We start from the raw sequence: 21,410 nt of genomic DNA, 5'->3' as shown, positions 1-21,410 counted from the left end.
CAGCGACTCTCACACCTGACACCAATGTCAGCCGTCAGGTAGCTGGACATGAGCACACTGAACGACAAGGGCAGCGTCTTCGAAACCGATTTGCCCGCGCGACTGGACCGCCTGCCCTGGGGGCGATTCCATACCTTGCTGGTCGTGGCGCTGGGGATCACCTGGCTGCTGGACGGCCTGGAAGTGACCCTTGCAGGTTCGGTCGCCGGGGCCTTGAAAGCCAGTCCGGCGCTCAATCTCACCAATAGCGACATTGGCCTCGCGGGCGCCGCGTACATTGCCGGTGCCGTGTTGGGCGCATTGTTCTTTGGCTGGCTGGCGGACCGTCTCGGGCGTCGCAAGCTGTTCTTCATCACCTTGCTGCTGTATGTCGGTGCAACGGCCGCCACGGCGTTCTCTTTCAGTGTCTGGAGCTTCATGCTGTTCCGCTTTCTGACCGGCATGGGCATCGGCGGCGAGTACACGGCCATCAATTCGACCATTCAGGAATTCACCCCGGCCCGCTACCGGGGGTGGGTTGACCTGACCATCAATGGCACATTCTGGCTGGGCGCTGCGCTTGGTGCGATTGGCTCGATTGTCTTGCTCGATCCGCTGTGGATCGGCGCCGAACTGGGCTGGCGCCTGTGTTTCGGAATCGGTGCGGTATTGGGCCTGCTGGTTCTGCTGATGCGACTGTGGCTGCCAGAGAGCCCGCGCTGGCTGTTGATACACGGCCAGGCTGAACAGGCGAAGCAGATCGTCGAGCAGATAGAAGCAGGCTTGCAGCGCCAGGGTCACGTCTTGCCCGCCGTGTCGGGACCCCCACTGCGGCTGCATGCTCGTGACCACACGCCGCTGGGCGAGGTCGCCAGAACGTTGCTGGTGACGTTCCGTCAACGTTCTCTGGTAGGCCTGACGCTGCTCACCGCCCAAGCGTTTTTCTACAATGCGATTTTTTTCACCTACGCACTGGTACTGACCGACTTCTATGGCGTGCCGGCCGAGCGCGTCGGTTGGTATGTGCTGCCACTGGCGCTGGGTAACTTCTGCGGTCCGCTGCTGCTGGGCAGACTGTTTGACGTGGTCGGCCGACGGGTGATGATCAGCCTCACTTATGGCGTGTCGGGCGTACTGCTGGCAATCAGCGGCTACCTGTTCCAGCAAGGCTTGCTGGACGTTACCCAGCAGGCCATCGCCTGGATGGTGATTTTCTTCTTTGCATCGGCAGCGGCCAGCTCGGCCTACCTGACCGTCGCCGAAACCTTTCCACTGGAAATCCGTGCCTTGGCGATTGCGGTGTTCTACGCATTCGGCACCGGGCTGGGCGGGATGATTGGCCCGACGCTGTTTGGCGAGCTGATCGAAACCGGCGAGCGCAGCAACGTGCTGATAGGCTATCTGATCGGAGCAGGGCTGATGCTGCTGGCGGCGGTTGTGCAGTCGATATGGGGCGCGGCTGCCGAACGCAAGTCCTTGGAAGATGTGGCCAGACCGTTGTCGCAGGCCGGGGACCGATAGGGGGCGTTATCGGAATATGCCGCGAAGGCTGTCCACGGACGCCTGCAGGCCGATGATCCGCTCACTGACCTCTTGCGCTTCGTGTGCCCGGGAAGTTCGCTCGAGGTACAGGAGGTGTCCTGCGAGGTTGGCCGAAACAAGTTCCAGGTCGTCGGCAGTACGCCTGATGTAAGCCTGCATGTCTTGCAACTGTTCGATCTGCACGGATGGTGCCCTTATAGGTCGCATCCGAGCGCACTAAATGAATGGGTGGCAATCATCAATCCACCCAACCGGGTTGTCGGCGGCAAGGCCGGTTTTCTTTAATGTCGCAGCTAAATAAACAGGCCAATCAGTTTTTCGCATCGTGCCGAACGATCTATTCGTCTTCCTGATCATCGTGTTCCGAGTAGGAGTCCAGCAACTCGGCCAGTGCCAGGGTGCGGTCCAGCCCACTGCGGGTGGTCATGATTTCGGCTACCGCCTGCGTGGCAGCAACTCTGGCAGCTTCGCGTTCGGCATCGGTGTTATTGGGCGTGGCGGCCTGCGCAGCCTCAATAATCGATTGCTCAAAGGTATTCATGGTGCTCGCTCGTGAAATTCAAGTGCCTGTGATACCGAGAATGGCGGATTGTTTCAAGGCCGATCAATCACCTTCGTAGGGAAATTCCTCCAGGCTCTGCATCAGCGCGACACCCTGTGGGCCCTGAAGATTCTCCAGCACCCAGCAACTGTTGGCATTTTTGGCCAGCAGCAGGCGTGTCGTCTGGCTGGCGACCGGCTGTTGAGGGGCATCCTTGTAACCCAGGTTATAGGTCATTTCGACCACCGCCTGCTTGTCCGAGTTGGACACCAGCTTCCAGTCGATCGGTTTTTGCACATCACCGTCCTGCGCATCGGTCCACGGGTTGGCACTGACGGCGCATTGATCGCCGTTCTGGCACGCCCAGTCCTTCTTGAGCAGGCTCAGCAGAGGTTTGGACAAATAATCAGCGCTACCTTTGCCGTTCAGATAAAAATCCTGATGCTTTTCGTAAATCCAGCGCGCCGTATCGACCGGGGTTACAGCCGGGCAGGCCGCATGGGCAGTGGTGGAAAGCAGGCAGGCGAAGGCAATGGCGACGGTTCTGGACATGGAGCGGGCTCGCATAAAAGGTGGCAGTGAGAGTGACAGGCACATGACAGTGCATTTGTAAGCCAAGTGGACAAAAAAGCAATGGTTTTGGTCATGCATCAGAGGGGCGGGCAGGCTGAACCAGATTGAGGGTAATTTCATTCAATACGCGGTTCGCTGCCGTCACTACCTTGATCCGGTCATTTCCGATCGTATTCAAGGGGTTTTTCCATGAGTCTGCTGATTTCCATGGCCGCGTTTGCACTGGCTTCTTCCATCACTCCCGGGCCGGTCAACATCGTGGCGCTGAGTGCCGGTGCACGCTATGGCGTCAGACCAGCCATGCGCCATGTGTTGGGCGCCACGCTGGGCTTTACCCTTTTGTTGCTGCTCATCGGTTTTGGCCTGCATGAAACCTTGCAGCAATGGCCCTTTCTGACCCGAATCATTCAGTGGTCCGGCGTGATATTTCTGCTGTACATGGCGTTTCGACTAGCCATCGACAGTGGACAACTGAACATGAGCGAGCAGGGCGCTGGTCCTTCACTGGTGCACGGAGCAATCATGCAGTGGCTCAACCCCAAAGCCTGGCTGGCTTCGATAGCCGGCATGGGAGTTTTTGTCGCCAACGGCGAGGCTGCCTTGATCTGGCAATTCGCAGGAATCTACTGCGTGGTGTGCTATCTGTCGCTGGGCTGCTGGGTCTTTGCCGGAAGCTTTCTTGGGCATTGCTTGCGCAGCGCGGCAAGTGTGCGCGTCTTCAACCGCATCATGGCGCTACTACTGGCTGGCTGCGCGGTATATCTGCTGATCTGACCCGTGTCATCACAGCCGATACTGCCCTGGCGTTGCTGCCAGATGCTTTTTGAACTCACGTTGAAAGTGCGCCTGATCGGCAAAGCCTGCCTCCTGAGCAACATCGGCGATCATCTTGCCGCTTTTCAGCTGTCTGCGGGCATGCTGGATCCGCCGATTGAGCAGGTAGGCATGCGGAGTCAGATGATAGCGCTGTTCGAACGAGCGAATCAGGTAGGACGCCGAGAGATTGGCTGCGGCACAAATGTCGGAAAGCCTGATGGGCCGGGTGAAATTGTCGTTGATGTATTCGGCGGCTCGGGCAACGCGAGCTGATGGTGGGCGGGGCCGTGCCGGTGCCGTGCCGAGTGACTCCAGCATCAGGGTAAAGAAGGCCACGGCTGAGCAGTGTTTTTGCAGCGTATCGATTCTCGTATCAGTCAGCGTCTGGAACAGCGCAGTCAATGCAGCGAACAGGATCGGATCATCGCTGTGCGTATGGGGCAATGGTTGAAAACCGTGCCCGGCATTCAACCCCGTTTCGCCCTGAATGTCGCCCAGCCAGCCGCTGTCCACATAGAGCATCAGATACGACCAGGCCTGGTCATTGATCGGGTTGCAGGCATGCACGTCGCCCGGATTCATCAACACTACAGTGCCTGACGTGACGCACTGTGAGGTCTTTTCATGCACATAGGTGCTCTGTCCGGCAGTGATCGCGCCGACGGAAAAGATTTCATGCGAGTGAGGCGCGTAACAGACCCGTCGGCCATCCTCTACAGAACGGGCTTCGATGAACGAAAGGTGCTCATCGCGCCAGAAAAATGGGGTTGCGGTCGATTTGCTGGGTTCGTTGCGGTTCATGCTGATATCCCGTCGGCAGAGCGACGAGAGTACCGGATGCTGAGCGATATTGGCCATCGCTCATGCGATGTTGGCCTGTCGAGACGAGCTCTGCGCTGACATGCCCTGAATGGCGCCCTGCGGCGCTCGGACATGTTCACGCAGAGCACTGGCGAAGCAGGCTGCGCCTTACTTCTTGACCGGCACGATGTCCATGATCTGGCCGTTGACCTTCTGGAAACGCACGTATTTGTCGTTAATCTTCACCCATTCGCTTTCCTTGGCGGGTGTTTCCAGGCCTTTGCTTTTCCAGTCCTTCACTTCCAGATCGCTGCGGCGATATTTTTCCGGAACACGGGAGCCTACTTCCAGCTCATGGACGTTGTCCTTGGATTCGCTGACTTTCGGGTCCGCCGTTTCTGCCGCTTGAACGGGCAGGGTGACGGCGGAAAAGCAGCCGAGCAAGGTCATGCAGGCGATCAACGATTTGCTGTTCATGTGAAGACTCCCAGTCTTTGGTATCAGGCGATGGCTTAATGCCTCGTAATAACTCGGACCCTCACTGTTGCAAATCATTCGATCGGGTTTGCTGTGCTCAGCCTTTCAGTGTCTCGGCGATGGTTGCAGAGAGCGGAGTGGTTGGGCGGCCGATCAGCGCGCTCAACTGGCGACTGTCATCGAACAGGGCGCCCTTGGCAGCCGCGGCATCGGAGTCGGCCAGCAGCTGGGCGACGAAGTCCGGCAGGCCTGCCTGGATAAGCGCGGCTTCGAATTCGGATTGTGGCAGGTTGACGTAAGGCAGGGACTTGCCGCTCTGCGTTGACAGCTGCGCTGCAAATTCCGACAGCGTGTAGGACTCGTCGCCTGCCAGTTCATACACGTTACCGGCCTGCGCTGTTTCCGAAGTCAGCAGCACAGCGGCCGCCTCGGCGTAATCCAGACGCGAAGCAGAGCTGATACGACCCTCATCGGCACAGCCCATGACCGCGCCATGCGCCAGTGCGCCCGGAATGCCCGCCGTGTAGTTCTCGGTGTACCAGCCATTACGCAGCAAGGCGAACGGCAGGCCACTGGCGCGCAGGTAGTCTTCGGTTTCGCGGTGCTCTTTGGCCAGGCTCAGCGCCGAGGTGTCGGCATGCAGAACACTGGTGTAGGCCAGCAGCTGAACGCCGGCACGTTTGGCTGCATCGATTACCGCCTTGTGTTGCGGCAAACGCTGGCCCACTTCGCTGGAAGAAATCAGCAGCACCTTGTCGGCGCCGGCAAATGCGCTGTCCAGTGTCGCGGGCTGCGAATACTCGGCCTGACGAACCTGAATGCCCTGCCTGGACAGATCGGCGGCCTTCTCCGGACTGCGCACGGCGGCAATGATTTGCGAAGCAGGTACGCGGCCGTGGGCAAGCAACTGTTCAATGACGAGGCGGCCAAGCTGGCCGGTGGCACCGGTGACAACGATCATGGAATGATTCCTTGAATCAGGTTGAAAGGAAGCGCCAGCATAGTCATGATGCTTACCTTTAGTAAGTACGTACAAAAAGGTAAGTGTCATGAGCGAATCCGCTTCGCAATCAACTGCCCCGCGATCAGATGCTGTGCAGCAAGGCCTCCAGCCGGAAGCGGCCGAGACGCTGTTGGCGCTGGTTCGTCAGGGCCAGGTGCTGGCGTCTGACTGTCCTTCGCGGGTGGTGCTCAATCACGTCTGCAGCCGTTGGGGTGTGCTGGTGCTGGTGGTGTTGCGGGGTGGCATGCATCGCTTCAGCGAAATACGCCGCAAGATTGGCGGGGTGAGCGAGAAAATGCTCGCGCAAACGCTCCAGCATCTGGAGCATGATGGTTTCGTCAGCCGCAAGTCGTTGCCGGTAGTGCCACCGCATGTTCAGTACCGCTTGACCCCGATGGGCGAAGAGGTCGCCTTGCAGGTTGAAACCCTCGTCACCTGGATCGAGAGCAATCTGCCGCGCATCATGCACGCCCGCGAAGCGTCAAATACGCTGCAGGCCACGCTCGAATGAGTTTTTTCTGACAGATTTTTCATCCTGCGATTGTCGGCTCGATCGCCTGTAATCAGCCGCTTCTTGGTATGGTGCGCGCCGAAATCTTTATATACACGTTCAGTTGCGCCGTTTGCCCTTCACCGAGAAGCTGTAGAAATGCCCAATCCAATTCCCCTGAAAGACCACGAAAAAGAGACGCGGCTGGTCAATCAGCGCCTGATTGCCTGCGCAGTGCTGGTCGGCCTGCTGGCTGCCTGTCTGGTCGCGCGCATGTATTTCCTGCAAGTGACAGAGTTCGACTATCACTCGACCATTTCCGAAAACAACCGTGTTCACGTGCTGCCGATCCCGCCCGAGCGCGGTTTGATCTTTGACCGCAATGGCGAAGTGCTTGCCGACAATCGTCCCAGTTTCAACCTGACCCTGACCCGTGAGCGCGCGGGCGACTGGCACAAGGTGATCGATGAGCTGATGACCCTGCTGGAGTTGCCCGACGAAGACCGGATTCTGTTCGACAAGGAGCTGAAGCAGGTTCGTCACCCGTTCGAGCCGGCAACATTGCTCTACGAGCTCACCGAAGAGCAGATCGCAACGCTGGCGGTCAATCAGTACCTGCTGCCGGGCGTGGACGTGGCGGCGCAGTTCGTCCGTCACTACCCGTTGGGCGCCCATTTCGCGCATTCGATCGGCTACGTCGGGCGTATCAACGAAAAGGAAGCAGCCCATCTCGACAACGAGTACCGCGGCACGCAGTCCATCGGCAAGACCGGTGTCGAGCGCTTCTACGAGTCCGAGCTGCACGGCCACGTAGGCTATGAAGAGGTCGAAACCAACGCCCAGGGCCGCGTGCTGCGCGTGCTGAAACACACTGACCCGGTGCCGGGCAAGAACATCACCCTCACGCTGGACGCGCATTTGCAGGCCGCAGCGGAAAATGCGCTGGGTGATCGGCGCGGTTCGGTGGTCGCACTGGACCCGGAAACCGGCGACGTACTGGCGATGGTCAGCAAGCCAAGCTTCGACCCCAATCTGTTCGTCACCGGCATCAGCTTCAAACAATATGCCGCGCTGCGCGATTCCATCGACCGCCCCCTGTTCAATCGCGTGCTGCGTGGCCTTTATGCACCGGGCTCGACGGTCAAGCCGGAAGTGGCGATTGCCGGTCTCGACAGCGGCGTGATGACCGCCTCGACAAAGGTCTTCGACCCCGGCTACTTCCAACTGCCGGACTTCGACCACAAATACCGTAACTGGAACCACAGTGGCGATGGCTGGGTGGACATGGACACGGCGATCATGCGTTCCAATGACACCTATTTCTACACCGTGGCGCACAAGCTCGGCATCGACCGCCTGCACGACTACATGACCATGTTCGGCATCGGCCAGAAGGTGTCGCTGGACATGTTCGAGGAGTCTGCAGGCTTGATGCCGTCCCGCGAATGGAAGCGGGCCACGCGTCGACAGGCGTGGTTCCCCGGCGAAACGGTGATTCTCGGCATCGGCCAGGGCTACATGCAGGTCACGCCGTTGCAGCTGGCTCAGGCCACCTCACTGATTGCCAGCAAGGGTGTCTGGCATCGACCGCACCTGGCGATGGAAGTCGGTGACAAGGCACCCGTCGACGAGCATCCGATGCCAAATATCGTGTTGCGCGATCCCAACGAATGGAATCAGGTCAATACCGGCATGCAGATGGTCATGCACGACCCTCGCGGCATTGCGCGGGATGCGGCCAAGGGCGCTCAATACCGCATCGCCGGCAAAAGTGGTACGGCGCAGGTGGTGGCGATCAAACAGGGTGAGCGCTACAACCGTCTGAAAACACTCGAGCGTAACCGCGACAACGCGTTGTTCGTCGGCTTCGCGCCGGCCGACCATCCCAAGATCGTCGTGTCGGTGACCATCGAGAACGGCGAGGCGGGTGGCCGGGTAGCGGGCCCTGTGGTGCGGGAGATTCTCGATGCCTGGCTGCTGGACAGCGAGGGCAAGCTCAAGCCGGAGTACGCGACACCCGCCAAGGCACCGGGCAACCCGCACGCCTGATCAGCGTTTTAAAACGCTTGCCGAACGACCGAGCCCTGAACAGGGCTCAGGTTTTCTGAACTGTCGAGAATGCATCGGGTCGACCACAACAGGCGTGGCAGAGCGCTGCGCGCGTTTTACCGAACTCATCATCATTGCCTCGACAAGGAACCCCGCATGTCCAAGACCATTGCCGACCACCTCGCGCAAACCCTCGCAGCGGCAGGTGTTTCGCACATCTGGGGGGTGTCCGGTGACAGCCTCAACGGCCTGACCGACAGCCTGGAACGCACCGATTCGATTCGCTGGATGCACACCCGTCATGAAGAAGTCGCAGCCTTTGCTGCCGGTGCCCAGGCAGCGTCCAGCGGCAAGCTGGCGGTCTGCGCCGGCAGCTGCGGACCGGGTAACCTGCACCTGATCAACGGCTTGTATGACTGCCACCGCAACCGAGTGCCGGTACTGGCCATTGCTGCGCATATTCCGTCCTCGGAAATCGGTCTGGATTATTTTCAGGAAACCCATCCGCAGGAGCTGTTCAAGGAGTGCAGCCACTTCGTCGAGCTGGTCAGCAACCCCGAGCAGTTCCCGCGTGTGCTGGAACGTGCCATGCGTGCCGCGATCAGCCAGAAAGGTGTGGCGGTGATTGTTTTGCCGGGCGACGTGGCGCTCAGCGATGCGCCGGATGTCGCGGCAAAATGGATCGAGGCTACAGCGCCCAAGGTCGTGCCTGCCGAAAACGACCTGCAGTCGATGGCCGACATGCTCAACGCTTCCAAAGCCGTCACGCTCCTGTGCGGTGCGGGTTGCGAGGGTGCCCACGAGCAGCTTCTGGCATTGGCGGATACGCTGGGCGCGCCGATCGTTCACGCATTGCGCGGCAAGCAGCACGTCGAATACGACAACCCGTTCGACGTCGGCATGACCGGCCTGATCGGGTTCAGCTCCGGCTACCACGCCATGCTGTCCTGCGACACGCTGGTGATTCTGGGCAGCAGCTTTCCGTACCGGAATTTCTACCCCGAAAAAGCCGACATCATCCAGATCGACCTCGATCCGACCCAGCTTGGTCGCCGTACGCCGGTGGCGCTGGGTCTGGTTGGCGGCGTGCGGGAAACCCTTGAGGCGCTTCAGCCAAAGTTGAAGCCGCACACCGATCGCCGTTTCCTCGACAAGGCCCTGAAGCACTACGCCAAGGCCCGGGAAGAACTGGACGAGCTGGCCACCCCGACGCCAGATGGCACGCCGATTCATCCGCAGTACCTCACTCGACTGGTCGACGAGCAGGCGGATGCCGATGCGATCTTTACCGTCGACGTCGGTACGCCGACGCTGTGGGCTGCGCGCTATCTGCACATGAACGGCAAGCGCCGTCTGCTCGGCTCGTTCAACCACGGCTCGATGGCCAACGCCTTGCCACAGGCTTTAGGCGCCAAGGCTGAACATCCGGATCGTCAGGTCATCGCCCTGTGTGGCGATGGCGGTCTGTCGATGTTGCTGGGCGACCTGCTGAGCATTCGTCAGTTGAACCTGCCTATCAAGATGGTGGTGTTCAACAACAGCTCGTTGGGCTTTGTCGACATGGAAATGAAAGCCAGTGGTTATGTGCCGCACGGCACTGACCTGCATGAAACCAACTTCGCCGGTATTGCCCTGGGTGCAGGCATCCTGGGCCTGCGTGTCGAGAACGCCGAAGAGCTGCCTGCCGCCTTGCGCAAGGCGTTCGATCATCCCGGTCCGGTGCTGATCGACGTTGTCACCGCCAAGCAGGAGCTGGGCATTCCACCGAAAATCAAGCTGGCCCAGGCCAAGGGCTTCAGCCTGTACATGATGCGCGCGATCATGAGCGGGCGCGGCAGTGAAGTGGTGGAACTGGCGAAAACCAACCTGCGTTAATCAGTTATAAAAACGTATGAGTTGAATAAAAAAAAGTTGCAACTTCTATCCGCTGAGATTGTCACCGCTGTTACAGGTGACAATTTCGGTGCCTCTATATTTCTTTTCCCGCGATGACTGTGCAAGTCGGTCATTTCTTTGTGGATCCAAACTTCTCGCACGCTGTGCTTTATTGAATTCGCTATTTGAATTAACAAATTCAAATAGTGGGTAAAGCTTCCCGGCAGGCAGCCGAGACAGTGATACGGGAGCAAGACCAGCTACGGCAGGCTGATTACCGAACAGTCCCTGGCGACAAAAAAACGTCGACGCTACAGAACGTTACGCCCTGGATATTCTTTATAGAAAAGTCTGCATGTCATGAGGTCTGCAATGCTTAGAAATGCTCCTTTGAGTATGAAACTGCTGCTTATTTTAATATTCCCCCTATTGGGCTTCCTGGCCTTCGCAGGTCTGTTCGTTGCTGACAAAAGCGAAAATCTCGGTGATATGAGGCGCGCGGTGACAGCCACCGCGGTTGCACAGAAACTGAGTAACGTGGTCACCACCATTCAGCGTGAGCGCGGCGCCAGCGGCGTGTTTCTGGGCAGCGGCGGCAAGTCCATGCAGGACAAGCTGAAGGCCTTCCGTCAGGAAACCGACAAGGCGATAAGCGAGATGCGCACCCAGTCGACCGACGGTATTCCCAGCCCCGACAAAGTCTACCGCGCACTGGATGACCTGACCTCGCTGCGCCTCAAGATCGATACGCTGGGGATCAACAACACCGAGTCTTCTGCGCGGTTCACCGACGTTATCAAAACACTCGTGGGGTTCTCCTATTCGCTGGAAGCGAGTATCGAAGATCCGGAAATACTGCGTGGCCTGAGTTCGCTCAACCAGTTCGTCGATATGAAGGAACGTGCCGGTCGCGAGCGCGTATTGCTCGTTCAGGCATTCAACCAGAACCGCTTTGATGCGCCACTGTTATCGCGCTTCAGCCGTAACCTGGGAGAGTTCTCCGGCTACCTCGAAGCCTTTCAACGCTGGTCCCCTGAAGTATTCAAGACCAAACTCAATGATGTCATGCAGCAGCCGGGCTCGCTGGAAGTGGCCCGCTTGCAACGTCTGGGCTTCGATACCCCGATGGGTGATCCGCTCAACGTCAAGCCGGAAGACTGGTTCAACCTTGCCACCGTACGTATCGACATGATGGCCAATGTAGAAGCAGAGCTTGGCCAGAACGTCGTCGGCCTGGCTACGGATGCGCGCAGCTCTGCTCAAAGCAGCCTGTACGTGGCGGTTGCCACTGTCGTCCTGATGCTGATCGTGGTGCTGTGGCTGGCGTCGGTGATCATCCGCAACATCAAGGTTGCGGTGGTCGATGTGAACCGCACGCTGATGGCACTTTCCACTCGTGATCTGACCGCCCGGACCCGTTATGTCGGCAAGGACGAGTTCGGTGAGATCTCGCGCAATCTGGACAACATGGCGCAACAGATCAGTGATGTCATCCGCGACATCGGCAGCGCCACGGCACAGGTTGCCACCGCCGCCGAGCAGTCTTCCGCAGTGGCGTTGCAGACCAATCAGAACGTGGCGCAACAACGCCAGGGCACTGATCAGGTCGCCACTGCCATCAGCGAGATGAGTGCCACGGTGAAGGATGTAGCACGCAGCACCACTGACGCGGCCGAGATGTCGCAGCGCGTCAACAACAGCACCCTGCAGGGCAAGACCGAAATCGACAACACCATCGGCCTGATTCAGGGGCTCTCGGTGCAGGCTGAAGAGACTTCACGGATCATTGACGAGCTCAAGGGCGAGAGCAACTCGATCTCCTCGGTACTCGATGTCATTCGTGGCGTCGCCGACCAGACCAACCTGCTGGCGCTCAACGCAGCCATCGAGGCTGCACGTGCAGGCGAGCAGGGGCGTGGTTTCGCGGTGGTTGCCGACGAAGTGCGCAATCTGGCCAAGAAGACTCAGGACTCTACTGTCAGCATCCAGAAAATGATCGCCAACCTGCAGTCCGGCTCGGAACGCGCTGCCGCGTCGATGCAGGAAACCCTGGGCAAGGCGCAGGAGGGTGCCAGCAACGTCGTACGCGCTGGTGAACTGCTGGAAGAGATCGCCGAAGGCATCGCGACCATCAGCGACCGCAACATCCAGGTCGCTTCGGCCGCTGAAGAGCAAAGCCTGGTGGCCGAAGAGATCCACCGCAACGTCGACGACATCAACTCGCTGGTCATCCAGGTCAGTGCCGGTGCCGAGCAGACTGCTGTCACGAGTCGCGAACTCGCGCGTCTGGCTGAGCAGCAGCAGGGGCTGGTGGGTCGCTTCAAGGTGAGCTGACAACAAGCTGTTTGTGTGTTGTTAAAAGGCCTGGAAGCGAATGCTTTCAGGCCTTTTTGTTGGTCTGCGGATACTGTCGTGCCCATATCCCTGACCACCCTTGATAGCTTATCCCCCATGACCATTCAGTCACCTTTTCACCTAACCCCCCGCCCCGCATACGATTATGTAGTGACTAAAAATAATCACTACATAATCGTTGACGCACTCCATTTGCCCTTGCATTATGCAGCTGTCTCCCCGATCGGGAGCGCTGCAAAAGGTGTGATGAACAGGCTCGGCAAGCCGTCGAGATGTTCCCGGATGTAGGCTGCCCACAAGGCAGATTGATGGAGCTGAACTGGCATTTGTCGTCGATAAGGGCGAGAAGCTGGCGAAATGTCCTCATGATGCTTGTAACGGATCGATTGCCGATCCTGGGCCGGGTCTTTGGGTTTCGTGACTTCTTCTCTCTGCGCTGATGCCGCTGTGTAGCGGCTCTTCATCAAGGCTACCTGCATGTCCTTGAGGGCTGGAACGGTATTCAACGCACATTCAATCGTGTTGGTTGCTGAAGTTCTGGCGCATGAACTTGATGTATCAATTATTGAACAGTCTATGAGCGAAGGGGCATCAACATGAATATCAACACACAACCGACTATTGATGAACTGGCTCGTCTGTTTGCTGCATGCAAAGACACGCTGGATAACCATATCGCCTGGGTTGCCGAGTCGGGTGAAGTTCGCGTCGACGCCATGTCGCCGTTCACGCAAGAGCACGAGTTTCGTGATGCGCACCCGCAACTGCGCGCATCCCTGAAGATGTTCCGTCGTGGCCAGGGTTATGTCGGCAAGAAAGCCGCTGCCGATCGTGCCTACCTGGAGAACACACTGCAGGCGTTGAAAGGTGAGTGGCAGAAGACTCGTCGGCCGACGCACTCGCAGGTGGCCTGATCAGGTCATCGCATGTCTTGAAGCCTGTTCCCGATCCGCGATCGGGAACAGGCTTTTTTGTTTTTCGGCATCGGGAGGGCTAAGGCCTTATCGGTTGTACAAAGTGATTTTGCTGGTATAGATTCCGGGAGTGAGTCAGTGCATCTGACTCGTCTCATTCCCAGCCTGCCATTGAAGTCGTGGCAGTGCCTAGACAGAGGTTGCCGATGCGTGCGCCACGATGGTTATGGTTGGTGATGTTACTCAGCGCCGGCGCTTCGGCGGACTGGCGTGAGGCATTGCCCAATGCTCAGGTCGTCGGCGGTGGCGATTTGAGCCTGTTCGGCTTTCGTGTCTATACGGCCAGGTTGCTAAGCCCCACCAAGCCCTTCGTCGCGGATGCACCGCTGGCTCTCGAGCTGACCTACCATCGCGACATTGACCGGGAAGATCTGGTCGATGCCAGTATCGATGAGATCAAGCGTATTTCCGGTTCGAAGGTGACCGAACAGCAACTGACTGAATGGCGCCAGCAGATGAATCAGTCATTTGTCGACGTCCAGCCGGGCATGAAGATTACCGGCGTCTACCTGCCGGGCCGCGAAGCGCGGTTTTATGTGGGCGACAAGCTCCAGCATGTGGTGCCTGACAGCCAGTTCGCCAAGGCTTTCTTTTCCATCTGGCTGGACCCGAAAACCCGTAACCCCGAACTTCGCGAGCAGTTGCTCGGCAGTACCGGCTCATGACCCATCAAGGAGGGCGCATGCTGAGAAAGTGGATGTTGATGCTGTGTGTGGGGCTTGTACTGAGCGGCTGCGGTGGCGTGCCGGTAACCCGTTACAGTCAGGAAGCGCCGAAGCTCGATCTGCGCCAGTACTTCACTGGGCGTGTCGAGGCCTGGGGAATGTTTCAAAAACGCTCCGGTGAAGTCACCAAGCGCTTCACTGTGGTGATCGACGGGCACAGTGAAGGCGAAGTGCTGGTCATGCACGAGGCATTCAGCTACAGCGATGGCACCAAACAGGTCCGGGAGTGGCGCTTGCGTCCAGATGGTCCGGGGCGCTGGAAGGGCACGGCAGGTGATGTAGTTGGCGAGGCCTATGGCGAAGTGTCAGGCAACAGCTTCCACTGGAACTATGTGCTCAGGTTGCCGGTGGATGGCACCGAGTATGACGTGAGCCTGGATGACTGGATGTACCTGATCGACGAGAAGACCATGGCCAATCGTTCGTCGATGACCAAGCTGGGTGTCGAAGTCGGGCAGATCACCTTGTTCTTTCGCAAGGCCGGTAAATAAATAACGCCTCGTATGAGGCGTCATCCTTCAGGGCGGCTGTCAGCCGCCCGTCATATTCATGAAGCGCACCACCTGCACGCCATCGTCGTGGGTGAAGTTGTGGCTCCACGGCTTGAGCTGCATGGCGTCGATGATGGCTTTTTCGAGCTTTTCCGGCTGGCCAGGATTGGCGCGCAATACCGCCTTCAAATCCACGGAATGCTCGTTGCCCAGGCACAGCAGCAGGCGACCTTCGACGGTCATGCGCACGCGATTGCAGGTGCCGCAGAAGTTATGGCTGTGCGGGGAGATGAAGCCGATGCGAATGCCCGGTGCCTCGGCCAGACGCCAGTAGCGCGATGGCCCCTGAGTCGAGTCAGTGGAAGGCACCAGCGTGTAACGTTCGGCAATGCGTTCGCGCACCTGATCGCTGGAGTAGAAGGATTCGGCGCGGCTGTGTTCGCTGATGATGCCCAGCGGCATTTCTTCGATGAATGAGACGTCCAGGTTGCGATCGATGGCGAACGCCAGCAGGTCGTTGATCTCATCATCGTTGCGACCGTGCATCACCACGCAGTTGAGCTTGGTGTGCACAAACCCGGCGGCGTTGGCGGCATCAATGCCGGCAATCACCTTGTGCAGATCGCCTGTGCGGGTCAGCTCGCGGAAACGCTGTGGATCGAGGCTGTCCAGGCTGATGTTCAGGCGTGTGACGCCGGCCTTGAACAGCGGGGCAGCCAGTTTGTCCAGCTGCGAACCGTTGGTGGTCATACACAATTCACGCAGGCCGGGCAGGGCTGCAATCTTCTCGCAAAGCCCCACTACGCCTGCACGTACCAGCGGCTCACCACCAGTCAGACGAATCTTGCGCGTGCCCAGTGCCACGAAGCGCTCGGCCACCTGGAGGATCTCCTCCAGCGACAGAATCTGTTGCCGAGGCAGAAACGTCATCTCTTCGGCCATGCAGTACACGCAGCGAAAATCACAGCGGTCGGTGACCGACATGCGCAGATAATCGACTTTACGTGCAAAGCGGTCCATCAGGACGGGTTCTGACATTTCACCTTCTAAATAATCGAGTGGGCTGTATTACCGGATTTGGAGGCCAGTGCGTGACAAGGGTTCAGCCAATTTGCGGTGTCCTGATTTCAGGACCGATTGCAGACTGGCAAAGTGCCTTGCACGGGTTACATAGTAGCTGCACGCATTGCTGCTTGCACTGGCTGCATGGGCGCCACGCTAACCGAGTCGAAATGCCGCAGTCCAATTGCTTGTTCCAATACCCTCATCGACACGCTCTATGGCGCTTTGCCTTGATGGCTGCTCAGTCAGGACTGGCGGCAGTACTGCGCTCGTAACGCTCCAGCAAAGGCTGGATACTGATGCCGTGTACCAGGATGCTTAACGCAACAACCGACAGGGTCATGCCGATCACCGCATGGCCGACGTCATGTGCAAGACCATGTGACAAGGCGAAGCACAGGTAATAAAGACTGCCAATGCCGCGAATGCCGAACCAGCCAACCAGTGCTTTTTGCCTGACGTTGAGCAGACGACGACTCACCAGCAACCAGACGCTGGCAGGGCGAATCACGCAAAACAGCGCGATCCCCAGGCCGATGGCGCGCCAGTCCCAGTACATCGCCAGCGCCGCGCCCAGCAGGGTGATCAGCAGAACTTCCATGGCGCGCTCCACCAGGCTACCGAACGCCAGCATATCGCCCATCATCACGCCGGCAGCCAGTTGCGAATCGCTCATGTCGTCGACCTGCGCGACCGTGCCCTGTTCGAGGGATGACGTCATATGCCCGAGGACCGGTTGCGCGACATGCTCGGACGGTAGCTCTGAACGCGTGACACGTACCTCGGCCTGACGCAGCCCGAACCCGGCGGCAAATACCGAAAGAAAGCCAAAGGCACCCACGCTTTGCGCGAATACATAAGCCAGGGCGATCAGTGCCAGCGCCAGAAAGTCATTGGGCGAGGTGGTGCTGTCGGCGTTCTTGATGCGCAGAAAGATCATCAGATGACCGACCCCGCGGCCCATGCCGTAACCAATCAACAAACCGGCCGGCACCGCCCAGACCAGGTCCTTGATCAGCCATCCCTGAACCCAGTCGCTCATCGCGCCCCCGGAACTCAGGTACAGCAAGGCAAAGATCACGAATGGAAACGCGGTTCCGTCGTTGAGGCCCGCTTCGCCGGACAAGCCGAAGCGCAGGCGGTCCTGATCCTGGGCGTTGTTGACCTGGACCATACCGGCCAGCACCGGGTCGGTTGGCGACAGCATCGCGCCGAGCAACAACGACACGCCCCAGTCCAGGCCAATGATGTAGTGCCCCGCGACGGTCACGCCAGCGATGGTCGCCAGCATTACCGGGCCGGCCAGCCAATAGGCTGAGTGCCAGGCTTTGCCGCGCAAGGGCAGGCGCAACTTGATGCCCGTACCGAACAGCGAAAACAGCACCGCCACTTCGGTCAGGCGTTCCAGCCACTCGTAGGACTTCTCGAAATCCAGATCGACGATATCCAGGCCCATCGGGCCGATGCCGAAGCCGAACGCCAGGCACACGGCCGATGTGGTCACTGGCATCCAGCGCAGGTAAGAGGAAGTGAGCGCCAATAGCATCAACAGCACGCCAAGCACGCCCATGCACACAATAAAACTCATAGGGAAAGAACCACCGTCAAAATGCGCCCGAAGAAGAGGGCGTAACGGTGGGACTCCCTTGCACGGTAATAAGTTGAAATAATTTGCCGGATGGCAATCAGCATGCGTCTTTTAAGCACGGCGATGCCTTTCGGCGCCGCCGCTGATCTCTAGCGCTCGATGCTGCGGCTCCAGCGTGCGTTCCACTCGGGACGGATCTGATTGACCTGATCCCAGTCGATGGTCACTGCTGTTTCCAGGTACTTCTCCATGGCCTCGACCTGACTGCGTGTCTTGTCAGTGGTCGGGGTTTTCGGGTTCGACGGAATCTGGTCACCGAACTCCAACGCAGGCGCCTGTGCTTCCGGCGTCAGCAGATAAGCGGCCAGCTTCTGCGCCAGCTCCGGCTGGTTGTTGTTGGCTATCGCACATTCAGCCACGTTCAACACCACGCCGCCTTCCTTGGGCGATGCGTATTCCACCGGTACGCCCTTGATCTTCAGCGCGGTGACCTGGGTGGGCGTCAGCGGGAACAGGGCGGCTTCGTCGGTCTGGACCATTTCCGAGATCTTCGCCGAGCTGGCGATGTACTCCAGCACGTTCGGGCCGATGGTTTTCGGCCAGGCCTTGAAGCCGGGCTCTACGTCTTTCTCGCTGCCGCCCTGGATACGGTTGAACATCAGAAAGCCATGCAGGCCGAAGGTCGAGGAAGCCAGTGACTGGAACACCACCTTGTCCTTGAAACGTTTGTCGGCCAGGTCCATCCACGAGGTGGGCGCGCTCCAGCCCTGTTCCTTGAACATCCGCGTGTTGTAGGCGAGGCCGGTCACACCCAGGCTGACGGCTGCTGCCTGTTCCTTGATTTTGGCCTTGGCAGGCAGGTCGGCCAGGCTGGCGCTGGGTTGCAGCGTGTCGCACAGGCCCATGGAAATAGCGCGGTACATGATGCCATCGTCGAGAAACATGACGTGCATCTGCGGGTTGTCCTTACTCGCCTGAACCTTGGCGAGGATATCGGCCGACGTGCCAGGCACGATCACCACCTTGACGTTGTTGGCCTTCTCGAAAGCCGGCAGCACCTGATCGGCATACAGGCGCTCCATGGTCCCGCCGTTCATGCCCAGGTACAGCGTGGTTTCGGCCATGGCAGGCGTGGACAGAAGTGCGGCAGCCAGCGGCACGCAGGACAGCCCGGTGAGGGCGAGACGTTTGGTGCTTTTCATAGGGACGACCTTCCTCTGTGCAATGGGATGACGTTCGTAACAGGTTCGATGGCAGGGGGTTGCAGAGCAATTTGCTGAAAGCGGTTGATGGAAAAGGCATCGAGCGAGATCCGTGAGGCGCCGTCGCAGACCCATTCGGCCAGTGCTTCACCCGCTGCCGGACCGATCTGAAAGCCCGCCCCGGCAAAGCCGAAGCCGTGCAGCAGGCCCGGACGAGTCAGGCTCGGGCCCAGCACCGGCTCGCGATCCGGCAAATAGCCTTCGGTGCCGCTCCAGGTGCGAATGGCCTGGGCGCCGGCGAGTGGCGGGTAGAGTTCGACGGCGTTGCGCAGGATATCCAGCACCGCCGCCTGTCCCGGTCTGGCGCGTGCCGGGTCGAGGGCAAAGCCTTGTCCGCCGCCCAGCACGCAATTACCACGTGCCACTTGCCGGGCATAAATGCCGCCGCCTTCGACACCGGTGCTGACGTCCATGAACATCGGCAACGGTTCTGTCACCAGCATTGCCGGGTGCCCTGAATACATCGGCACCGGTTCGTTGAATTGTACTGCCAGCGCTGCGGCCCACGCCCCAGCGCAGTTGAGCAGCCAGGTGGCGCGCAGTGTCAGGCCGCTGGCGGTGGTGACGACGAACACGTTGCCGTCGTGGCTGACGTCGCTGACCGGCGCCTGCTCGAACACCTGTGCGCCAGCCCGACGCGCAGCGCGGGCGAAGGCCGGCGACACCAGACGTGGATTGGCGTGCCCGTCGTCAGCGCACAGCGATGCACCGACGGCGACATCGCCGGCCCAGGGATAACGCGCGCGCAGCTGATCGCGATCAAGCAGTTGCAAATCCAGGCCGAATCCCTGGCTGGCTTCGGCATAGGCGCGCAAGGCATTCATGTCCTGTTCGCTGCGCGCCAGTTTGAGATGGCCCGAGCGCTGGTACTCGCCGTCGATGCCGATCAGCTCACGCAGGTTGCCCCACATCTGATGCGCCCGTTGCGACAAGGGTAACTGCGACAGCGGACGGCCCTGACGCCGCACGCCGCCATAATTGACGCCGCTGGAGTGCGATCCGCAAAAATCGCGTTCCAGCAAGGCGACCCGCTTGCCCTTCAGGGCGAGGGTCAAGGCTGCCGAGGCGCCGACAATGCCGCCGCCGATGACAATCGCATCGGTTTCAATCAGTGTGCTCATGGTTGCGTCTCCACCGATTGCTTCTCCATGGGCTGCATCCCCAGACCGAAGGGCAGCGGCTTGATCGGTGCCTGGCCGCGCAGGCGGCCGACGTGCTCGACGGGCCGGCCACTCTCGCGGGCGATGATCTCGGCCGCGGCCAGGCCACACATCCGACCCTGACAGCGACCCATACCGACCCGGCACATGGCCTTGACCCGGTTGATCTCCCAATGACCATCCTGCACGGCACTGCGAATCTCACCTGCAGAGACTTCTTCGCAGCGGCACACCAGCGTGTCATCCGCCACAGTGGCGGCCCAGTCCTCAGGGAACGGAAACGCGGTTTCCAGCCCGTGGCGGAAGCGTTCGATGCGTAGCAAGGCAGTTTTAAGTGTGTCGATACGGGCGGTGTCTGCGACCACACCGATGTCTTGCAGCAGCCCGAGCGCGGCCAGTTCTCCGGCCATTTCCGCAGCGTCTGCGCCCATGATTCCAGCGCCGTCGCCCGCCAGATAGATACCTGACACGCTGCTGCGTCCACACTCATCGCGGGTCGGCAGCCACGCCCGGTTGAGCGCGCTCCAAGCGAATTCACAGCCCAGCAGGTCGGCCAGTTGTGTCTCGCTGCGCAGCGCATGGGCAAAGGCGACCGCGTCACAGGCCAGGTGGCCCGATTTGCCGTTACGTTGCCATTGAATGCCGTCTACGCGTTTTTCCCCGTCGATGCGTGTCAACTGCGCACCTTGATGCACCGGAATACCATGTGCGCTCAGCCACGCGCGGTAATACATGCCCTTGGCCAGCGTTGTCGGTTGACCCAGCAGCGCCGGCAGTGCCTTGCATTGCGCTGAAAACGGCGCGCTGTCGAGCACCGCCAGCACTTTTGCGCCAGCCTTGGCGTACTGATAGGCGACCAGATACAGCAACGGGCCGCTGCCACAAAACACCACGCGCTGGCCGATCGCGCAGCCCTGGTATTTGAGCGCGACCTGCGCTGCGCCGAGGCTGTACACGCCGGGCAGGGTCCAGCCGGGCACCGGCAGAATGCGATCCGTGGCACCGGTGGCGACGATCAGGTGGCTGAAATCGACGGTGGCGGCGGTACCGTTTTGCAGGGTATCGAGTTGATGATCTTCGGCATTCCAGACCAGCGTCTGCGGCCGGTAGTCGATATGCGCTGCCAGCGTGTCGAGCGCGTCGTGCACCGCGACCGCCTTGGCGCTTTCAAAACCGTAGAGCGCCTTGGCCGAGCGCTGGAAGTTGTCCGGCTGGCGACGGTAGACCTGGCCGCCGCCGCGCAGCCCTTCATCGATCAGGCAGGCCTTGACGCCGTGGGCCAGTAGCGTCTGGGCGGCACGAATGCCGGCCGGTCCTGCGCCAACAATGGCAATGGCCTGATCGCTCATACGCAGCGCCCCGGTTCACGAATCACCTCATGACCAGCCTCGAGCAGTGTCGAACAGGCACGTACGCGCTGGCCGTCACCCAGCCTGACCCAGCAGTCCTGGCAGGCGCCCATCATGCAGAAACCGGCGCGAGGCTCGGCACTGAAGTCACTGCCGCGCAAGTGCTCGCTGGCGGTCAATACCGCGGTCAGCAAGGTGTCGCCCAACAGACCGCTGGCCGGTTGGCCGTCAAGGGTAAAAGGCAGAACCGGGCGGTCATGTTCGGTCAGTCGTTTCAGCAATGCCATAACGTGAAAGC

22 protein-coding genes are annotated in these 21,410 nt (G+C 59.7%); 9 read left to right on the top strand and 13 right to left on the bottom strand.

The window, feature by feature from the left end:
• The first annotated feature begins 48 nt into the window (after positions 1-48).
• Entirely contained in the window at positions 49-1,500 is a 1,452-nt protein-coding gene (locus LIX91_RS08155; protein ID WP_226488311.1) for an MFS transporter, read from the top strand.
• A gap of 6 nt (positions 1,501-1,506) precedes the next feature.
• On the opposite strand, the gene LIX91_RS08150 is transcribed toward LIX91_RS08155, so the two are convergent.
• The 3 genes from LIX91_RS08150 to LIX91_RS08140 all read right to left on the bottom strand — a co-directional run bounded on the left by LIX91_RS08150 (position 1,507) and on the right by LIX91_RS08140 (position 2,614).
• Positions 1,507-1,704: a hypothetical protein gene (locus LIX91_RS08150; protein WP_003349205.1), complete on the bottom strand. Its 198-nt coding sequence runs from the start codon at positions 1,702-1,704 to the stop codon at positions 1,507-1,509.
• Between the two features lie 154 nt (positions 1,705-1,858).
• Positions 1,859-2,062, bottom strand: coding sequence for a hypothetical protein (locus LIX91_RS08145; RefSeq protein WP_003349206.1), 204 nt, complete (start codon positions 2,060-2,062; stop codon positions 1,859-1,861).
• Positions 2,063-2,125: 63 nt separating this feature from the next.
• Positions 2,126-2,614, bottom strand: coding sequence for a DUF3828 domain-containing protein (locus LIX91_RS08140; protein WP_032702847.1), 489 nt, complete (start codon positions 2,612-2,614; stop codon positions 2,126-2,128).
• Between the two features lie 210 nt (positions 2,615-2,824).
• On the opposite strand from LIX91_RS08140, the gene LIX91_RS08135 reads away from it, so the two are divergent.
• Positions 2,825-3,409, top strand: a complete 585-nt coding sequence (locus LIX91_RS08135) for a LysE family translocator (protein WP_003367275.1) — start codon at positions 2,825-2,827, stop codon at positions 3,407-3,409.
• 9 nt (positions 3,410-3,418) lie between these two features.
• Here the strand turns inward: LIX91_RS08135 and LIX91_RS08130 are convergent, their stop codons facing one another.
• From LIX91_RS08130 to LIX91_RS08120, 3 genes are all read right to left on the bottom strand, one after another.
• On the bottom strand, positions 3,419-4,252 hold the full coding sequence (locus LIX91_RS08130; protein WP_226488310.1) for an AraC family transcriptional regulator: 834 nt from the start codon (positions 4,250-4,252) through the stop codon (positions 3,419-3,421).
• A gap of 168 nt (positions 4,253-4,420) precedes the next feature.
• A complete protein-coding gene (locus LIX91_RS08125; RefSeq protein WP_003409930.1) occupies positions 4,421-4,729 on the bottom strand; it encodes an RcnB family protein in 309 nt (102 codons plus the stop codon).
• A 97-nt stretch (positions 4,730-4,826) separates the two neighbouring features.
• Positions 4,827-5,690, bottom strand: coding sequence for an SDR family oxidoreductase (locus tag LIX91_RS08120; RefSeq protein ID WP_100071981.1), 864 nt, complete (start codon positions 5,688-5,690; stop codon positions 4,827-4,829).
• An 88-nt stretch (positions 5,691-5,778) separates the two neighbouring features.
• Between LIX91_RS08120 and LIX91_RS08115 the strand changes: the two genes are divergently transcribed.
• From LIX91_RS08115 to LIX91_RS08100, 4 genes are all read left to right on the top strand, one after another.
• Positions 5,779-6,243: a winged helix-turn-helix transcriptional regulator gene (locus tag LIX91_RS08115; RefSeq protein WP_226488309.1), complete on the top strand. Its 465-nt coding sequence runs from the start codon at positions 5,779-5,781 to the stop codon at positions 6,241-6,243.
• A gap of 138 nt (positions 6,244-6,381) precedes the next feature.
• Positions 6,382-8,271 carry a penicillin-binding protein 2 gene (mrdA, locus tag LIX91_RS08110; protein WP_003409936.1) on the top strand — a complete coding sequence of 630 codons (1,890 nt, stop codon included), beginning with the start codon at positions 6,382-6,384 and terminating at the stop codon, positions 8,269-8,271.
• 156 nt (positions 8,272-8,427) lie between these two features.
• Positions 8,428-10,146 carry a ubiquinone-dependent pyruvate dehydrogenase gene (gene poxB, locus LIX91_RS08105; RefSeq protein WP_103695463.1) on the top strand — a complete coding sequence of 573 codons (1,719 nt, stop codon included), beginning with the start codon at positions 8,428-8,430 and terminating at the stop codon, positions 10,144-10,146.
• A 372-nt stretch (positions 10,147-10,518) separates the two neighbouring features.
• Positions 10,519-12,480, top strand: coding sequence for a methyl-accepting chemotaxis protein (locus tag LIX91_RS08100; protein ID WP_103695464.1), 1,962 nt, complete (start codon positions 10,519-10,521; stop codon positions 12,478-12,480).
• Between the two features lie 224 nt (positions 12,481-12,704).
• Here the strand turns inward: LIX91_RS08100 and LIX91_RS08095 are convergent, their stop codons facing one another.
• Positions 12,705-12,965 (bottom strand): hypothetical protein, encoded by a 261-nt coding sequence (locus tag LIX91_RS08095; RefSeq protein ID WP_153221857.1) that lies wholly within the window; start codon positions 12,963-12,965, stop codon positions 12,705-12,707.
• 132 nt (positions 12,966-13,097) lie between these two features.
• On the opposite strand from LIX91_RS08095, the gene LIX91_RS08090 reads away from it, so the two are divergent.
• The 3 genes from LIX91_RS08090 to LIX91_RS08080 all read left to right on the top strand — a co-directional run bounded on the left by LIX91_RS08090 (position 13,098) and on the right by LIX91_RS08080 (position 14,691).
• Positions 13,098-13,415, top strand: coding sequence for a hypothetical protein (locus LIX91_RS08090; protein WP_226488308.1), 318 nt, complete (start codon positions 13,098-13,100; stop codon positions 13,413-13,415).
• Between the two features lie 206 nt (positions 13,416-13,621).
• On the top strand, positions 13,622-14,140 hold the full coding sequence (locus LIX91_RS08085; RefSeq protein ID WP_017278384.1) for a chalcone isomerase family protein: 519 nt from the start codon (positions 13,622-13,624) through the stop codon (positions 14,138-14,140).
• A gap of 17 nt (positions 14,141-14,157) precedes the next feature.
• A complete protein-coding gene (locus tag LIX91_RS08080) occupies positions 14,158-14,691 on the top strand; it encodes a DUF3833 domain-containing protein (protein ID WP_003407549.1) in 534 nt (177 codons plus the stop codon).
• Between the two features lie 39 nt (positions 14,692-14,730).
• Here the strand turns inward: LIX91_RS08080 and moaA are convergent, their stop codons facing one another.
• The 6 genes from moaA to LIX91_RS08050 all read right to left on the bottom strand — a co-directional run bounded on the left by moaA (position 14,731) and on the right by LIX91_RS08050 (position 21,399).
• The gene (gene moaA / locus LIX91_RS08075; RefSeq protein WP_003317890.1) at positions 14,731-15,729 is read right to left on the bottom strand and encodes a GTP 3',8-cyclase MoaA; all 999 of its coding nucleotides are present in this window, start codon (positions 15,727-15,729) and stop codon (positions 14,731-14,733) included.
• Between the two features lie 265 nt (positions 15,730-15,994).
• A complete protein-coding gene (locus LIX91_RS08070) occupies positions 15,995-17,341 on the bottom strand; it encodes a cation:proton antiporter (protein WP_004412720.1) in 1,347 nt (448 codons plus the stop codon).
• A 149-nt stretch (positions 17,342-17,490) separates the two neighbouring features.
• A complete protein-coding gene (locus LIX91_RS08065; protein ID WP_226488307.1) occupies positions 17,491-18,543 on the bottom strand; it encodes an ABC transporter substrate-binding protein in 1,053 nt (350 codons plus the stop codon).
• A complete protein-coding gene (locus LIX91_RS08060) occupies positions 18,540-19,724 on the bottom strand; it encodes an NAD(P)/FAD-dependent oxidoreductase (protein ID WP_226488306.1) in 1,185 nt (394 codons plus the stop codon). Before LIX91_RS08060 ends, LIX91_RS08065 begins: the two co-directional genes overlap by 4 nt.
• Positions 19,721-21,112, bottom strand: a complete 1,392-nt coding sequence (locus LIX91_RS08055) for an NAD(P)/FAD-dependent oxidoreductase (protein WP_226488305.1) — start codon at positions 21,110-21,112, stop codon at positions 19,721-19,723. Before LIX91_RS08055 ends, LIX91_RS08060 begins: the two co-directional genes overlap by 4 nt.
• Positions 21,109-21,399, bottom strand: a complete 291-nt coding sequence (locus LIX91_RS08050) for a (2Fe-2S)-binding protein (RefSeq protein WP_032698427.1) — start codon at positions 21,397-21,399, stop codon at positions 21,109-21,111. Before LIX91_RS08050 ends, LIX91_RS08055 begins: the two co-directional genes overlap by 4 nt.
• Between the last annotated feature and the right edge of the window lie 11 nt (positions 21,400-21,410).

Origin of the sequence: Pseudomonas sp. B20, assembly GCF_020515755.1 — a bacterium.
Taxonomy (GTDB): Bacteria; Pseudomonadota; Gammaproteobacteria; order Pseudomonadales; family Pseudomonadaceae; genus Aquipseudomonas; species Aquipseudomonas syringae.
The sequence above is the reverse complement of the archived record's forward strand: the minus strand, read 5'-3'. Positions and strand labels throughout refer to the sequence as shown.

Excerpts from the sequence above, each read along its gene's own strand:
- LIX91_RS08155 (WP_226488311.1), top strand. The coding sequence starts at position 49 with ATGAGCACACTGAACGACAAGGGCAGCGTCTTCGAAACCGATTTGCCC.
- LIX91_RS08145 (WP_003349206.1), bottom strand. The coding sequence starts at position 2,062 with ATGAATACCTTTGAGCAATCGATTATTGAGGCTGCGCAGGCCGCCACG.
- LIX91_RS08140 (WP_032702847.1), bottom strand. The coding sequence starts at position 2,614 with ATGTCCAGAACCGTCGCCATTGCCTTCGCCTGCCTGCTTTCCACCACT.
- LIX91_RS08135 (WP_003367275.1), top strand. The coding sequence starts at position 2,825 with ATGAGTCTGCTGATTTCCATGGCCGCGTTTGCACTGGCTTCTTCCATC.
- LIX91_RS08130 (WP_226488310.1), bottom strand. The coding sequence starts at position 4,252 with ATGAACCGCAACGAACCCAGCAAATCGACCGCAACCCCATTTTTCTGG.
- LIX91_RS08125 (WP_003409930.1), bottom strand. The coding sequence starts at position 4,729 with ATGAACAGCAAATCGTTGATCGCCTGCATGACCTTGCTCGGCTGCTTT.
- LIX91_RS08120 (WP_100071981.1), bottom strand. The coding sequence starts at position 5,690 with ATGATCGTTGTCACCGGTGCCACCGGCCAGCTTGGCCGCCTCGTCATT.
- LIX91_RS08115 (WP_226488309.1), top strand. The coding sequence starts at position 5,779 with ATGAGCGAATCCGCTTCGCAATCAACTGCCCCGCGATCAGATGCTGTG.
- mrdA (WP_003409936.1), top strand. The coding sequence starts at position 6,382 with ATGCCCAATCCAATTCCCCTGAAAGACCACGAAAAAGAGACGCGGCTG.
- poxB (WP_103695463.1), top strand. The coding sequence starts at position 8,428 with ATGTCCAAGACCATTGCCGACCACCTCGCGCAAACCCTCGCAGCGGCA.
- LIX91_RS08100 (WP_103695464.1), top strand. The coding sequence starts at position 10,519 with ATGCTTAGAAATGCTCCTTTGAGTATGAAACTGCTGCTTATTTTAATA.
- LIX91_RS08095 (WP_153221857.1), bottom strand. The coding sequence starts at position 12,965 with ATGAAGAGCCGCTACACAGCGGCATCAGCGCAGAGAGAAGAAGTCACG.
- LIX91_RS08090 (WP_226488308.1), top strand. The coding sequence starts at position 13,098 with ATGAATATCAACACACAACCGACTATTGATGAACTGGCTCGTCTGTTT.
- LIX91_RS08085 (WP_017278384.1), top strand. The coding sequence starts at position 13,622 with ATGCGTGCGCCACGATGGTTATGGTTGGTGATGTTACTCAGCGCCGGC.
- LIX91_RS08080 (WP_003407549.1), top strand. The coding sequence starts at position 14,158 with ATGCTGAGAAAGTGGATGTTGATGCTGTGTGTGGGGCTTGTACTGAGC.
- moaA (WP_003317890.1), bottom strand. The coding sequence starts at position 15,729 with ATGTCAGAACCCGTCCTGATGGACCGCTTTGCACGTAAAGTCGATTAT.
- LIX91_RS08070 (WP_004412720.1), bottom strand. The coding sequence starts at position 17,341 with ATGAGTTTTATTGTGTGCATGGGCGTGCTTGGCGTGCTGTTGATGCTA.
- LIX91_RS08065 (WP_226488307.1), bottom strand. The coding sequence starts at position 18,543 with ATGAAAAGCACCAAACGTCTCGCCCTCACCGGGCTGTCCTGCGTGCCG.
- LIX91_RS08060 (WP_226488306.1), bottom strand. The coding sequence starts at position 19,724 with ATGAGCACACTGATTGAAACCGATGCGATTGTCATCGGCGGCGGCATT.
- LIX91_RS08055 (WP_226488305.1), bottom strand. The coding sequence starts at position 21,112 with ATGAGCGATCAGGCCATTGCCATTGTTGGCGCAGGACCGGCCGGCATT.
- LIX91_RS08050 (WP_032698427.1), bottom strand. The coding sequence starts at position 21,399 with ATGGCATTGCTGAAACGACTGACCGAACATGACCGCCCGGTTCTGCCT.